Annotated in this window: 10 protein-coding genes; 3 read left to right on the forward strand and 7 right to left on the reverse strand. The window is 58.9% G+C overall.

The window, feature by feature from the left end; translation table 11 throughout:
* The first annotated feature begins 366 nt into the window (after window positions 1-366).
* Both BTE54_RS17710 and BTE54_RS17715 read left to right on the forward strand, forming a co-directional pair.
* Window positions 367-1,515, forward strand: a complete 1,149-nt coding sequence (locus BTE54_RS17710; protein ID WP_078053361.1) for a glycosyltransferase family 4 protein — start codon at window positions 367-369, stop codon at window positions 1,513-1,515.
* Between the two features lie 55 nt (window positions 1,516-1,570).
* Window positions 1,571-2,671, forward strand: a complete 1,101-nt coding sequence (locus tag BTE54_RS17715) for a glycosyltransferase family 1 protein (RefSeq protein ID WP_078053362.1) — start codon at window positions 1,571-1,573, stop codon at window positions 2,669-2,671.
* A 21-nt stretch (window positions 2,672-2,692) separates the two neighbouring features.
* Here BTE54_RS17715 and BTE54_RS17720 read toward each other — a convergent pair whose 3' ends face one another.
* The 7 genes from BTE54_RS17720 to BTE54_RS17750 form a co-directional block, all read right to left on the reverse strand.
* Complete coding sequence (locus tag BTE54_RS17720; RefSeq protein ID WP_078053363.1) at window positions 2,693-3,892, reverse strand: glycosyltransferase family 4 protein; 1,200 nt, start codon at window positions 3,890-3,892, stop codon at window positions 2,693-2,695.
* A 56-nt stretch (window positions 3,893-3,948) separates the two neighbouring features.
* The gene (locus BTE54_RS17725) at window positions 3,949-5,520 is read right to left on the reverse strand and encodes an O-antigen ligase family protein (protein WP_078053364.1); all 1,572 of its coding nucleotides are present in this window, start codon (window positions 5,518-5,520) and stop codon (window positions 3,949-3,951) included.
* A 79-nt stretch (window positions 5,521-5,599) separates the two neighbouring features.
* Window positions 5,600-6,277, reverse strand: coding sequence for a hypothetical protein (locus tag BTE54_RS17730; protein WP_245316637.1), 678 nt, complete (start codon window positions 6,275-6,277; stop codon window positions 5,600-5,602).
* Entirely contained in the window at window positions 6,264-8,522 is a 2,259-nt protein-coding gene (locus BTE54_RS17735) for a polysaccharide biosynthesis tyrosine autokinase (protein WP_078053365.1), read from the reverse strand. Before BTE54_RS17735 ends, BTE54_RS17730 begins: the two co-directional genes overlap by 14 nt.
* A 130-nt stretch (window positions 8,523-8,652) precedes the next feature.
* Complete coding sequence (locus BTE54_RS17740) at window positions 8,653-9,564, reverse strand: hypothetical protein (protein WP_078053366.1); 912 nt, start codon at window positions 9,562-9,564, stop codon at window positions 8,653-8,655.
* A 180-nt stretch (window positions 9,565-9,744) separates the two neighbouring features.
* Window positions 9,745-10,857: an acyltransferase gene (locus BTE54_RS17745; protein ID WP_078053520.1), complete on the reverse strand. Its 1,113-nt coding sequence runs from the start codon at window positions 10,855-10,857 to the stop codon at window positions 9,745-9,747.
* Window positions 10,858-11,000: 143 nt separating this feature from the next.
* A complete protein-coding gene (locus tag BTE54_RS17750) occupies window positions 11,001-12,329 on the reverse strand; it encodes a hypothetical protein (protein WP_078053367.1) in 1,329 nt (442 codons plus the stop codon).
* A 492-nt stretch (window positions 12,330-12,821) separates the two neighbouring features.
* Between BTE54_RS17750 and BTE54_RS17755 the strand changes: the two genes are divergently transcribed.
* Window positions 12,822-14,057: a glycosyltransferase family 4 protein gene (locus BTE54_RS17755; protein ID WP_078053368.1), complete on the forward strand. Its 1,236-nt coding sequence runs from the start codon at window positions 12,822-12,824 to the stop codon at window positions 14,055-14,057.
* Window positions 14,058-14,184: the final 127 nt, after the last annotated feature.

The raw sequence follows: 14,184 nt of genomic DNA on the forward strand, positions 1-14,184 counted from the left end.
TCGGGCGGTGTCATCGTTCGTTCTCCTGGTCTGGCTTCAGAATAGTTCCGCCACGAGGACCGGGGAAAAATGCCGGGCGCGAAACAGAAAACAGCGCATAAAAACGAGCGTCAGGAATTTTTCTCTGATTTCGCTTGAAGTATAAAAATAGAATATTATTCTAGAATTATTGTTATTATTGAATTTTATTACGAGAAAAGGTTTAAGGCTGGTGTTTTTATCTGGCGACATGCGGTTCCACGCAGCTTTCGATGAAGATATTCACGTCGCTTTCGGGCAGGTTCGTTCTTTTTGCCGGCCGGCTGTTCATGCCCGCAATCACAGACAGGTGCATCGTCGGTCCTCTCATCCGGCAGGAGAGACGCCATGACATCTGCTCTTTTCGTCAGCCATACCGGAGAGAAGGGCGGCGCCGAACTTTTTCTGACGGACCTCGTCAAGGCGGGCCCGCACTTCTGGCGCGCCTGTTTTCTCAGTGGCGGTGCGGCCGCAGATGATCTCGTTGATGCAGGGCGGGCTCCGATCATGCTGTCTGCCGGAGAAAAAATGCTGTCGATCCGCCGCAACGCGTCCTTCGGGGCCCTGTTGCACGGGGCGGCCGACGTGATGGCGGTTGCCTGGCAATTGAGCCGGGAGGCGAGGCACTATGATGTGATCTGCGCCAACTCGCAAAAGGCGCTTTTTGTCTGTGCCTTGGCCGCGAAGCTCAGCCGCCGGCCGCTTGTCTGGATTTTACACGATATCGTCACCGATCCGGCTTTCAGCGCCACCAATCGCCGCGCCTCGCTGGCATTTGCGCGCCTTTTCGCCAGGCTGGTGGCTGTCAATTCCGAAGAGACGGGCCGGGCCTTCATCGAGGCCGGCGGCGAGGCGGATAAGGTTCGCATCGTTTACAACGGCTTCGACCCTGCGAAAGCAAGGGTTTACGAGCCTGGCACCGCCGCGCGGCTGCGTGCGGAACTGGGCCTTGGTCCGCAACCGCTTGTCGGCCTTTTTGGCCGGCTGAGCGAATGGAAGGGACAACATGTGTTTCTGGACGCGATTGCGGCGATGGAGGGCGTGCAGGCGGTCATCGTCGGCGGTGCGCTTTTCGGGCAGGAGGCCTATGAGGCGCGCATCCGCAAACAGGCGTCCCGTCTCGGTCTCGAGGGTCGCGTCCGTTTTCTCGGTTTCCGCCCGGATGTGCCGGAACTGATGGCGGCGATGGATGTGGTTGCTCATACCTCGATTGTTGCCGAGCCCTTCGGCCGTGTGGTGGTGGAGGCCATGATGTGCGGGCGTCCGGTTGTCGCCACGCGCGGCGGCGGTGTTACCGAAATCATCCGTGACGGCGAAACCGGCCTTCTCGTGCCGCCGGGGGATGCATCGGCGCTGGCAGCGGCGATCGGCTGTGTCCTGTCGCAACCAGCACTGGCGGAAAGGCTGGCGCAAAAGGGGCGGGAGGATGTGAGCCAGCGTTTCTCGCTGGAGGAAACCTGCCGCTCCGTTTCCGCGCTGCTGACGGAGGCGGCGTGAAGTTTCGTCCGGCGATCGACAGGAACAGGCAATGCCGGCAGGCGGAGGGGTCAGGATGCGCATTCTCGTAAACATGCCGAGCCAATATGGTGGCAAGGCCTCTGGTGTGGCCCGCGTGACCTTCAGCCTGCTGGAGCGGCTGCTGGAGCAGACGGGTGATGACTATGTTCTTCGCTCTCCCTGGACGCGTGCGCAACTGCCTGAAAACCTGCGCGACAGCCGGTTGCAGCTCATCGAGACTCCACGGCCGCGCGTCATGGTTTTGGATGTGGTGCGTCAGGCCGCGATGCTGCCCGCGCTCTGCCGCCGGCACGGTATCGATGTGCTTTTTAATGCCGATCCTTTCGGAAGTCCCCTCGGGGGCAAACGGCGTCTCACCCTTGTTCATGATCTTTATTTCAAAACCATTCCCGAACAGATCGGCTGGCGGGCGACCCTGACGACCGATTTCATCTTTAAGCTGATGATGGCCGGTTCGGATCGGGTCATCTGCGTATCCGAAGCGACGCGGAAGGATCTGGGGCGTTTCTATCCAGCCGCTGCCGATAAGAGCATCACCATTCATTCCGATAGCACGCTGAATGTCGATCCCGGGGTTTTCGACACGCTGCCGCCTGTTCCCGGACGCTACATACTGGCGGTCGGAAACGCGACGTCCAATAAGAATTTCGCTCTCCTGGGCAAAGCCTTTGCCATACTCGGTAAAAAATGGCCGGATTTGCGCATCGTGCATGTTGGCCGCGACGAGGCGGAGGAAATCGCCGGCGCGCTGGACGATCCGGAATTGAAGGCCCGGCTGATCCGGCTTTCCGGCATAGATGACCGGCAACTGGCCGAACTTTACCGTCACGCAGCCTGCCTTTGCGTCCCCTCCACCTATGAAGGCTTCTGCCTGCCGGTGCTGGAGGCGCAGCAGCTGGGATGCCCGGTCGTCTGCTCCAATCGTTCGGCAACACCGGAGATTGCCGGCGAAGGCGCCCTGACTTTCGATCCGGCGGATGCCCAGAGCCTTGTCGACACGCTTGAGAGACTTTTGGATAATCCGGAATTGGCAGAAAATCTCCGCCTGGCGGGTCATGAAAACCGCAAATTATATTCGTGGCGGAAGGCGGCGGAGAGCTACGCGCGGCTTTTCAAGCAAGGAGCCGCAGCCTGAAGAGGGACGCTGTCGTCACGCTCATGCGGTTTTGCACACATCCGCATAGAGCTTCTCATACGCCGCGACGACCCCTTTGGGCTCAACGCCTTGACGAATTCGCTCCCGGGTTTCAGGTGTTTCCGCAAGCATGGCGGGATTGCGCATCGCCTCTGCCATGCGTGCGGCCAGTTCGGCGGCATTGCCCGGGGCGAACAGGTGTTCCGGCCTGTCCGCGCCGATCTGTTCGGCGACACCCGCAATATTTGAGCCGATGACGGGTACGTCGCGCAAAATGGCTTCAGCGACGGTGCGGCCGAATGCCTCTGGCCATAGGGGCGGCACGATGAGGCAATCTATGCCGGCGAAAAAACGATCGGCCTCCACATAGCCCGGAAATTCGACCGGCAGGCCGGCTGCCTTTTGCTGATAGGCCTTGATGCCATCCGGCGCGCGGCCCGCCATGACCGCTCGCCAGCCCTGCGGCGGCAAAAGCCGCAACGCTTCTATCAGCAAGTCAGCCCCTTTCGCCGCTTCGATGCGGCCCAGATAGCCGAAAACCAGCGGCTCGCCGGGCGTGCGGGGAATGCGCGGTTCTGGCGAATCGGGTGGTGAGATGGCGTTCCAGATCACCGTGCGGCGGTTTTCGGGAACATGGGTGAAAAAACCGGCCCTCACGTGGCGTTCGACGATATCGCGACCGACGCCGGCGACAGCATCGACCGCGCATTGGCAACGCCGGTGGAGATAAGAAAAGGCACGGCATTTTTTGCTGCTGCCATCGCAGATATGCCCGTCATGAAACAGGGAACCATTGGTGCACATGCTCGTGAAATCATGCAGCGAATGAACCAGCGGAACGCCGCGCTTGCGAATCATCGGCCAGATCAGCGGCGTCAGTTCCGATAGCGAATGGGTATTGACCACGTCCGGCCGGAAATCATCGATGACACGCGCAAGCCGGCGAACGAGGCGCGAATCCAGCTGCACAGCGATCTTATAGTATTTTCGCTTCCATTCCGGTTGTTGCCCCCAGTCGCCGATAAAGAACGGCGTGGTATGCCCGAGGCGGTGAATGGTGAAACCGTCGCGTTTTTCCGCTGCCTGTTCTTCACGCGAGATGGCGGCCACCGCGACGGTGTGCCCCTTATCCGCAAGTCCACGCGCAAGGTCTTCCACGAATATTTCCGCGCCGCCCACCCGATCCGGAAAAAACAGCGAGGTTATTTGCAATATCCGCATGCTCAAATTCCTGCGCCTTCAAGATCACGAAACCTGTTTTGCATTCGTAAAATCCGTTATTGCAGACGAAGCGGCGTTTGTACTGTCTGGCCTGAATGGCCCGGCGCCGGCATTGCAGCGTCTTCCGGAAATTGTCTCCGCCGTTTGCGGCCTTCCCGCTCCATTCCCGGCGGGTTCAGACAAAGCGTGACGACCGGGGCGAGGAAAACGGCATAGGCCATGGCAAAGCCTGGAATCTGCAGTGAAAAATCAAGCGTCGAATGCAACAGGACGAGTAGCAGCGCGGCAAGGCCGAGATGAGAGGCATAACGATAATTTCTGCGTTTCAGTGCCCCGCGAATGAAAATCACCAGTTGGATGAGCACAAAAAAAGCGAGATAAAACGGGAAGGCCGCGCCGAGTGTCAGCAGCCCTTCGGCGTAGACGTTGTGGGCATGGGTGACGACGGCGTCCACCCCGCACCGCGCCACATGATAGGGCGCATAGACTTCCGTAAAGCTTGCAAGGCCCGACCCCTGCGGCCAATTGTCGGCGATGGCGCGGGCGATGCCCGGCATGTAGCAGAAGCGCATATCGTCTTCCAAACGCGTTTCCATGCGAAGCGCCACCCGGTTGGCGAAAAGCGCGAAGAGGGCGATGGCGATTGCGATCAGGAGCGCGGCACGACGTCTCGTCCCGCGCTGCCTACGCCGGCTGAAGGCCCCATTGCGGCCGGCTCTGGCGGGGGAGTTGAACACAATCAGCAGGATCAGGACAATCAGCGCTGCGAGGCTTGAGCCGATCCCCGCACGCGATCCCGTCAGCATCAATGCGATGAAACAAAAGCCCGCGAGGACGCCAAGAAAAGCGGCCCTGCGGATGAGCTGTTTCTGCTCCGCCGGCACGGTGAGGCGATTTGCAACGAGCGCCTTTACCCTGGCCCAATCCGGAGCGAGGAGGCTTTTATGTAATAGTGCGGCGAGCGTTAGAAGGATGAGACCGAAGAAGGTCGCGGCGGTATTGCGGTTGACAAAAAGGCCGGTGAGGCTGCCGACGTAGAAGCGCTTCTGGATGAGGCCGAGAGCTTCGGGAAAAAGCACGAATTGCACGATGGAAAACAGCGCGAGCCAGCCACCGGCGATTGCGAACCATCGCAGCGTCTTCGCCGCACGCTCGTCGCTATCGAAAAGCACGAGGCCGGCCATGAAGGCGCCGAAGGGCAGGGCGGCGCTCATGAGGCCGAGCCGGTCATCCGCCGGCGTCAGTGAGATTGTGGCGGCTGGCGCAGTCTGCATGAACATGGCGGCGGTGGACCATGCCGGATTGAGGCGCGCGATGCCGGGTATGGAGGAGGTCTGCAACAGCACCTGAACGATGAGCGCTCCCAATAAAAGGCAGGCTGCGGCGAGTACCTTGCCCGCACCGGCCTTCGGTGGTCCGAACAGGAGGATCGATGGCACCAGCAGGAGATAGATCCCGGCCGTGACGACGATGCGACTTTCTATTTCCGTAGCGCCCCTATTGAGAAGCGCCAGCAGAAATATTGCCCAGAATGCGGCTATTGCGACCGGCCGGACATAGTCCCGAACCGCCACGAGTGGGGGCTGCGAGGAGGAGAGCGGTTCTGATCGGGCTTCGGTGAGCGACATATCTTTGGGCTTTGTCGGAATTGTTTGTGGTGGCTATGCCGCGAATATCGACGAGGCTCAGCCGTTTCATTGTTTCAGATCATGACAGCGGCGCGGGGCGTTTTATATCTGCCGGCGGTGGCTTTGGGCAGACTTGCGCCAAGGTCCATCGCAGGATTTCCCCCTGCCTGCCGCAGACGACGGCCGTATCCGCCTCGCGGGCCGACTCGGCCTCGGGCAAGGTGTTCTTCGGAAACTGCTGCCACATCACGAAACGCCCACGGATCAGATTGGCATCGGCAGGCCCATAGAGCTGGGAGAAATTCATCAGCACGGCGACCTCCATGGGCGAGGCGTTGCGCAGCGAGCGAACCATGGCAAGACGCAGCCAGACATCGCCATTTGCGGGAAAACAAGAGAGCGAATGGCGAATAAAGGTTTCGGCAAAACCGAGACGCGTCGCGCCGGGATCGGATGCCGGATCGACGCCATTTGCATCGAGATCGGCCAGAACGAGCCTTAGTCCGGCTTTGACGATATCCGAACGGCAGATTTTTTCGCTAACGATGGGCTGGAGTTCAGGGACCGTTTCCGCAAGGAGATCAGGCGCGAGGCCGTTATTATCGTCGGCGATCCGCGCCAATGCGACAATATCAGAAAAACGTCGGCTTTGCGAAAAGGCCTGCGCCGCCACGGACAGGACAAAGATGGAAATGACGAGGACCGGTACGACCGCGAAGATTTTCCGCAGGCGCATCACGCCATCACGCCTGGTCATGGTAATATCGTGTATAGCGCGAATGATAATATTCGCTCGACCCATAGGCGCGATAAAGCTTCAGCTTTTCGGTGTCCACCTTGTTGAGGACGACGCCGAGGCACTTCTTGCGGATATGAACCTCATTCTCCACCGTGTTCCGCACTGCTCTGCGGGCGGTTTTGCCCCATTCGGTGACGAAGATGAAACCGTCGATCCGCCCCGCCATGGCGCGTGCATCGACCACCGGCCCGAGCGGGGGCAGGTCGACGATGATATAATCGAAAGCATTGCTCACTTCGGCCAGCAGCTTGTGCATTTGCGCCGAGGTCAGCAGTTCGGAGGAATGAGGGACACGCTGTTTGACCACCGTGGGCAGGAAAGCGAGCCGTGTCTTTTCGTCACGAAGCAGCACATCCTGCACGCTACGGCCTTCCAGCAATACTTCGAGTAGGCCTTCGCTCGCGTGACGCGCCATGGCGCGCGTTGCGCCGGGATTGCGAATATCGGCATCCAGCAGCAGGACCCGCGCACCCTGTCCGGCAAGCAGTTGCGCCAGATTGATGGAGATCGTGGATTTCCCTTCGCTCGGCAAGGCTGAGACAACGCCGACAATCCGCGCTCCGCTTTTGGCGGGAATACCGAGATCGATGGCAAGCCTGGTGCTGCGCAGGGTTTCGGCGAAGGAGGAGAGCGGATGGTCGACCGCGTAGCGCGCAACGCTGGTGGGGCGCGTAAGGGCCGGATGGCCGCCTTCCTGATCTTCTATTATGGCCTTGTTGTTCTGGATGAGCGGGGTATTGCCGAGGAATTCCAGCCCGAGAACGTCTCGAACCTGTTCCCCGGTGCGGAAAAAACGATCCCGGAATTCGCGGAACACAGCAATGCCGCCGCCGGCTGCGGCGCCCATGATCATGAAGAGGGCCAAAATCATGGTTTTGTTCGGCTTGCTCGGAATTCCAGGCGGCATCGCCTTGGAAATCACGCGCGCCTCCGTCACGGGGAAGGATTGCTGCTGCATCGCTTCCTGATATCGCTGCAGGAAGGTCTGGTACATGTTCTTGTAGGTTTCGGCCTCGCGCTGCAATTCGCGCAGCTGAACCTGTGTCTCGCTCGCGGAGTTGCTGATGTCGGTCGCCTTGGCGACACTCTCGGCAAGTGACTTTTCCCTCGCTTCAGAGACTTCCAGATCGCTTTTGTAACTTTGCGCGATACGGCTGATTTCCTGAAACATCAGCCGCCGGTATTCCTGCATTTCATTGCGCAGACGCACCGCCTGAATGTGGTTGCTGCTGAGCCTGCTGGTAATTTCCGCCTCAGTCTTGGAGGCATCGAGATATTTTTTGCGTAGATCGTTGGCGACCGAGCTGTCGAGAATGTCGGTAACGACTGCGTCGACATCGTCGGTGGCGAGAATATGTTCGATGCGTTGCACCCGCGCCCGTGCCCTGGCGGTTTCCGACTGCGCCAAAATCAGGGCGCTATTGGATTCCGCCAGCTGCTGATCGGAGAGCAGGCCGTTATTGCCGGTCGAGATCAAATTATGTTCGGCGCGAAACTTCTGAACGGCCAGATCGGTTTCGAGCGCCCGCTGGCGCAACTCGGCAATACGGTCCGACAACCAGTCGCTGGCCCGTCTTGTCGCCTCATATTTGGAATTCAGCTTGTCCACCAGATAGGCTGAGGCCACGGCGTTGACGATCTGCGCGGCGAGAACCGGCGATGTCGAATTATAGGTGAGTTCCAGCGCGTAGGTTCGGCCGATGCGCTTGACGCTGAGGTTGTTGAGCAGCCGGTCTGACAGCGATCTCTTCAGGGTTCCATTATCAACCACCGCCTCTTTTTTCGCTGGCGAGAACCATTGCGAAACATTGACGAGCGAGCGGATCGTGCCGAATATCGAGCTCAGAAGCGACGCACGCGTTGCCCTGAATTCCTGATTTTCCGTGAGATTGAGACTATCGACAACGGCAAGCCCGATGGTTTCCGATTGCAGCACCTCGACCTGGCTGAGAATGGAAGCCTCATCCTCTATGACGCCGCCGATTGTCGAAAGCTGTTCGACAATCTGGCTGTTATTGCGGTCGATCAGCAGCGTCGCCGTCGCCGAATAGATCGGAACGGCCGTTGCGGCAAAGGCGAGGCCGATTGCCCCGGCGACTGCCACCGCGGCAAGCACGATGCGCCACTGCCGGCGGATCATCGCAAGAACGGCGTCGATATCGATAAACTCGGACGTCAGCCCGCCTTTATCGTAGTCAGCCATCGTCAGGGGATCGTGCCTTTGCAACAACTGTCAGCCTCGCTCTTTTAGGCGGGAGCAGGGCCCGCCAAGTCACGGTTGCATCACAGAACTGGCGGCAGCCTTCCCTCAGGGAAAGGCGACAAAGCCAAACTCAAACGGGACTTGTGCTGACAGGCGTGGTGGTGCTGCCGGTCGAGAAGAAATTGTTGATCGTGGTGAAGAAGGACGTGCCGGTGCTGCCCGTCGTTCCGCCACTGCTGCCGCCGCCGCCACCAACGGGTGCGCTACCGCCACCCGCCTGTGCGGTGCCGCCTGCGTCACCTGCCGTTCCCGAACCGCCGATGCTGTTGGCGCTTGCCGGCGAGGAACCGGCGCCGCCGATCGGCGAGGCCGCTGCTGCGGCCGCCGCAGGGGCGGCCGGACCGGCAGCCGTTCCTTCGATATTTTCGCTAAAGGCGATCAGCAGATCGGCGGGTACGTTGGCGCCCTTTGTCTGCAACTGGATGGCGGCTGCGAGTATCGTGTTGCCGTTCCTCATCGCGGTGGCGTGGGCAAGCGCCAGGCCTTCGCCGACGACTTCGGAGAAGTCCTTGTTGCCGACCTTCTGGGCCAGTGCGACGATAGTCGGCAACTGGCCGGAGTCACTCAGGATGAGGCCGGAAAGCTGTTCGGAGAACTGTGCCGCGCTGGTGGAAACGGCGATGATCGGAAACCCGCTCGTCACTTTTCCGGTTACGTCGGCTGTTGCCGCATCCGTGCTGGAAGCGATGGTGACCAGATCCCTAATCATACCCTGCGTCGGAGACTGCTTGAACAGTTCCGCTGCGGCAATCGAAACAGTGTCCGGATTGGTGGTGTTGACGCGGCTCAGAAATGCAGCGGTGGTTTCATCGGCGGCCTTGACGGGTACGCCTGCTGCCGCGCTCTCAACCGAGGGCGCCTGCTGCGGTGCGGCCGGCGGTGTGGTTTCCACGTTCTGTGCGTTGGCAACAGCGGAAAAGAGACCCATGCTGGCAATAAACATCGCACCAACGAGCATCGAGCCGTTACGAATGCGGGGCATCCAACTCTCCAAATCTTTAAAATACGACTTTAAATACATCCAATGCCGGGCAAGGTTACCCAACATCTAAAATTTCTTTTTAAATCGCACAGCCCAAGCAAAGGATCAAGCGCTAAAATAAACCTGCGGCGGAAACCCTCAGCTATTGTTAACGGCCGCCCTTGCCTTTCTCCGGTTTCTTCATGACACGGCGACTTTCCGTGGCGCTGTTATCAGCCGGTCACGCAGCCAGATATTGGCCGGCGTTTCGACAAGGACGTGGAAGGTGTGGGCTATGGCGACGGTGCTGACGACGATGACGAGGTAAACGAGGTTGCTCCACTCGGGCGGGAAGGTGACGCCGCCGAGCGCAATCTTGAAGCCCCGGAAAATAAACGGATGCAGCAGGTAAAGCGCATAGGATGAATCGCCGAGTTTTGCCAGCGGCCGTGCGAAACGGGGCAGGGAGATGTTTCTGGTCAAGGTCGCCGCTGCCATCAGCAAAATCGCGCCGCCGCCGAAAACCAACAGCCGTGAAAAGGAATAACAGCCGGGATCGCACTTGAAACCTATCCTGCTCAGATCGGTCAGCATCCAGATCGCCAGGCCGCACAGGGCCGTTGCAAGCCCGAGCAGGGGCGGCAGGCGAACGCCTCGCAGGAAGAGGACTGCAATGAACATGCCCGCGACGAATTCGAGAATGATCGGCTGAAACCAGAAGCTGAACGGCAGGCCGAGATCGAAGGCGGAGCCGATCATGACAGCGGCAAACAGCACGCCGGCTGTCGTGAATACCGCGCGCTCCAGCGGCAGGAAGATGAACGCTGCGAAAACGATGTAAAAGAACATCTCGTAATTCAGCGTCCAGCCGAGATCGATCAGCGGAAACGGATAGGCGTCGCCATAACCCATGCTGTCATAGGGAATAAACAGGTAGGAGGTGAGGATCGACTGTAACGGCGGAAAGGCCTTCGCACTGATTATGGTCACGCTGGCGGCCATGGCAAGCCGCAGGGTCAGCACAAACCAGTAAAGCGGGACGATGCGGAGAAAGCGGCGCAGCAAAAACGCGGAACGACCCCCTGTCGCTGCGAAATAGGGCCGGGACGCATAAACGATGACAAATCCGGAAATGACGAAAAACAGGTCGACACCGCCGCCCAGCCTCAGCAGATGCAGTGGAAAAAGCGTGAATTGCCAGTTCACGTCCGCGTGCAGCGCAACAATCATAGTTGCCGCGACGGCGCGCATCACCTGAAGAACATCAAGACGCTGCGCCCCGGAAGCGGGCGCTTCTTTAAAGTTTTTCATCATCGTCAATCTATAAAAATAAAGATATATTTAGTATTATATTGCGCCGCTTTTACGGCGCCGAAGTTCAGTATTCAAGCAGGCTATCATGCAATAACGCGACGCGATACACACAATTTTGCGATGCGGCATTTCGTCGGCGCCATTCAGAAAACTTCCAGAACCGTAAGCTGGTCGCTGACCGAAAGCCGGTATTGCCCGCTTTCCTGTGTGATTATCTGTTGGCTCACGGAGCCGTCATCGCGGAAACGATGTGCGATAACGTGACTATGCTGGCCGGCCACCGAAAATGTCGCAATCCGTTCGGCAGGCGGGTTTTCGATGCGGGCCGGCCATTGCCAGCCGGAAATTCCAAGCCAGACGGGCACGAGCAAAGCACCGTCCGGTCTCACCAGATGCATCGACAACCTTTGGGAATCGGCGGTGAGGAAATCGAGCTGTCGTTTCTCCGGTCCGGTTTGCCGCTCTGCCCTGCAGAGGGAAAGAAGGGCGCGAACGGCCTCGTAGGCCGGGGTGCGGCTGAGATCGTGGCGCAGGAGGCCGAAGGAGGATTCCGGGTTTGTCTGATCAGCGGCGAAGCTTGAAACCATTTCATAGATGTAGGACCGGCGGATACCGCTGATGAAGCACCAGAGCAGCATGCGCGGCATATAGCGCGCCTTGATGCCTTCGGTGACGGGGAAATGAAATGTCCTGGTTTGCAGCGAGGTATGGTAGCCCATTTCCGTGGCGAGCACCGGCCTGCCGGCCGCTATATGCGCCGAAGCGGCGACGGATTTCGAGAGTGCCCCCGGACCCGTCGTTTCGGGATGCTCCATCCCGGCGTAAGCGTGGATATTGCCGTAATCGCAGGCATTTTTCAGGTCCAGCGCCAGCGCTCTGTTCGACAGGACATAACTTGGCGCCGCAACGGGCACCGCACTCAGGCGCGGAACCGAGCGGATGGCGTCGTGCAGCGCCGCCTGATGCTCCGCCGAAATACGCGGAGCATTTTGCGGGTCCTTCGTCAGGTTAGGCTCATTGCTGCCCTCGAAAATATCGATACCCGCGTCGCACCAGTCGTAGAAATCCGCCAGTCTGTCGAGCGGCGTGGAAACGTAAGGGTTTAGATTGTCGTAACAGATGACGGTGAGGCGAACGCCAGCCGCCACGATCCGGCGCAGCCGCCGAAAGACGGGGCTGTTGCGACTGTCTCTCGCGGTGATCAGCCCGTCATCGCGCAGATGCCGGACGCCCAGTGCTTCGAGTTCAGGCACGATCCGCTCGAACTGTTCCGTATAGACGCCCGTGGGACGGGTGAAGTGACCGCACACCCCTACACTGTCCAGAAAGGCTTCGGTACCGGCCGAAGCAACCGTCTGCGCCCGTGCGGGAACGGCCTGCAAACCGGAGGCGGCGACCAATGCAAGCGGCGCGGCTGAAAGCAGGTTGCGCCGTGTCAGGCTGCCCATGGCGATTGGCGTTTTTCCATTCATCTGCGCCTCCTGGTATGTCCGGAGAAAATATAAGCCAGACGTCATCACACGGACGTCGCCGTTTAAATGGCGATGATGCCTCTCAAGGCTTCGAAATCAGAATGTCCTGGAAGTTTTCGGCATCTACAACCGCCCTGAAATTCATGTGTTTGAAATAAAAAGATATTATCAACTCGAACATAATCACAAGCTGCAACGCAACCGATTTCTCCAGATTGCCTGCACTTTAAAGTGGCTAAACCGTAACACGACACCGGTTCTTTTCGCAACACCGCATGGCTTTTACCGCGCCGCGAAAAAAATCACTTGAAATAGCGCCGATTCCCGTGCTTTTTGAAAAGTAGATTTTGGTAATTCATATTTTCAAACATTAGTTCTGCTCCGGCTCTTTTATTTTTGCAGATGTCTCACTGGTCTCCTGAATGAGGTGAGACGAACGAGCCCGGGATGGACGCCATAGATTTTCGATGAAGGAAAACAGAGCGTATCCGCATGAGAATTCTCCATCTTAGCAGCCTTTATCCGCCGCATATCGTTGGTGGATGCGAACGCTCGGTCGAACACCTCGCCGAGGAACTCGTTTCCATGGGACATATGGTCGGCGCCGCCTGTATCGAGCGGCAGGCCGAACCGAAAACCATGCGCAACGGCGTCACCGTTTACCGCATGTTCCACAACAACGATTTCTGGCTCGAGGACTGGCCGCAATATTCGCCGCAGCAGCGGCGCATGCAGAAGCTCAAGCAGCAGTGGAATTTCGACGTCGAAAAGCAGTTCGAAGCCGTTCTCGACGATTTCAAACCTGACGTTCTCAACACCCACTCGCTTCTGGATGTGACGACGCTGGTGTGGCGGGCGGCGCATAAGCGCGGCATTCCGATCGTTCACACGATCTGCGAATATGATCTCCTGTGCGGCAACGCCGCCATGTTCAAGGGCGGCAAGCCCTGCGAGCACATCCATCTCGGCTGCCAGGCGGTGAATTTCACCAAGAAATTCACCCAGCGCTATATCGCGGCTGTCGCAAGCGTCGGCACGGAAATCCTCAAGACGCATGTCAATCACGGGCTTTTCCACCACATTCCGGAAAGCCTGCGCCGCGTCATCTTTTATTCCTGCACGGTTCCCGAGGGCGATCCCGTCGCCCGCCGGCAGATCGACCGCACTGGCCGGCCGCTGACCTTCGGTTATATCGGTCGCATCAATACGGAAAAAGGCGTCGGCAACATGGTCGATGCCTTCAAGGAAATTGGTCACGGCAACTGGCGCTGTCTGGTCGCCGGCCATGCGATGGACGATTCGATCGAACGCTTCACGGCTCAGGCCGGCGATCTGCCGATTGAATTCGTCGGCTGGGCGAAACCGAAGGAGTTTCTCGAAGAGATCGACGTGCTCATCGTTCCTTCCTTCTGGGCGGAACCTTCGCCACGCACGATCTACGAGGCTTATGCCATGGGCGTGCCGGTCATCGGCGCAGCCTCCGGCGGCATTCCGGAGCTGATCGGCGAGACCAACCATGACTGGCTGTTTGAGCCAGGCAACGCCACCGACCTTGCCGCCCGTATCCGCCGTGTGCTGACGCTCTCGCGCGAAGAATTACCGACGGAAGCGGATTTCGGAAACATCGTCGAGGAATCCACCTCGCGTCGAGTGGGTGAGAATTACGTGAAGCTCTACGAGGAAGTGCTGACGCGCTACAGGCAAAGCCGAACCCTGCGTGCATCTTAACCGGCAACGGACCCGGTCCGTTGAAGCGGTTTTCTTCGAAGGAGAGAGCATATGGTGGGAAGCAATAAGGGCAGCCTCCGCTTTCACGGCCTGGGCGTAGACTATTTTGTGGTCGCTGCGCATGTTG

This window comes from Agrobacterium sp. YIC 4121, assembly GCF_002008205.1.
Lineage (GTDB): Bacteria > Pseudomonadota > Alphaproteobacteria > Rhizobiales > Rhizobiaceae > Agrobacterium > Agrobacterium leguminum.

What these genes read in the sequence shown, in the direction of transcription:
- BTE54_RS17715 (WP_078053362.1), top strand. Translation starts at nt 1,571, where the DNA reads ATGCGCATTCTCGTAAACATGCCGAGCCAATATGGTGGCAAGGCCTCT.
- BTE54_RS17710 (WP_078053361.1), top strand. Translation starts at nt 367, where the DNA reads ATGACATCTGCTCTTTTCGTCAGCCATACCGGAGAGAAGGGCGGCGCC.
- BTE54_RS17735 (WP_078053365.1), bottom strand. Translation starts at nt 8,522, where the DNA reads ATGGCTGACTACGATAAAGGCGGGCTGACGTCCGAGTTTATCGATATC.
- BTE54_RS17725 (WP_078053364.1), bottom strand. Translation starts at nt 5,520, where the DNA reads ATGTCGCTCACCGAAGCCCGATCAGAACCGCTCTCCTCCTCGCAGCCC.
- BTE54_RS17750 (WP_078053367.1), bottom strand. Translation starts at nt 12,329, where the DNA reads ATGAATGGAAAAACGCCAATCGCCATGGGCAGCCTGACACGGCGCAAC.
- BTE54_RS17740 (WP_078053366.1), bottom strand. Translation starts at nt 9,564, where the DNA reads ATGCCCCGCATTCGTAACGGCTCGATGCTCGTTGGTGCGATGTTTATT.
- BTE54_RS17745 (WP_078053520.1), bottom strand. Translation starts at nt 10,857, where the DNA reads ATGATGAAAAACTTTAAAGAAGCGCCCGCTTCCGGGGCGCAGCGTCTT.
- BTE54_RS17755 (WP_078053368.1), top strand. Translation starts at nt 12,822, where the DNA reads ATGAGAATTCTCCATCTTAGCAGCCTTTATCCGCCGCATATCGTTGGT.
- BTE54_RS17720 (WP_078053363.1), bottom strand. Translation starts at nt 3,892, where the DNA reads ATGCGGATATTGCAAATAACCTCGCTGTTTTTTCCGGATCGGGTGGGC.
- BTE54_RS17730 (WP_245316637.1), bottom strand. Translation starts at nt 6,277, where the DNA reads ATGACCAGGCGTGATGGCGTGATGCGCCTGCGGAAAATCTTCGCGGTC.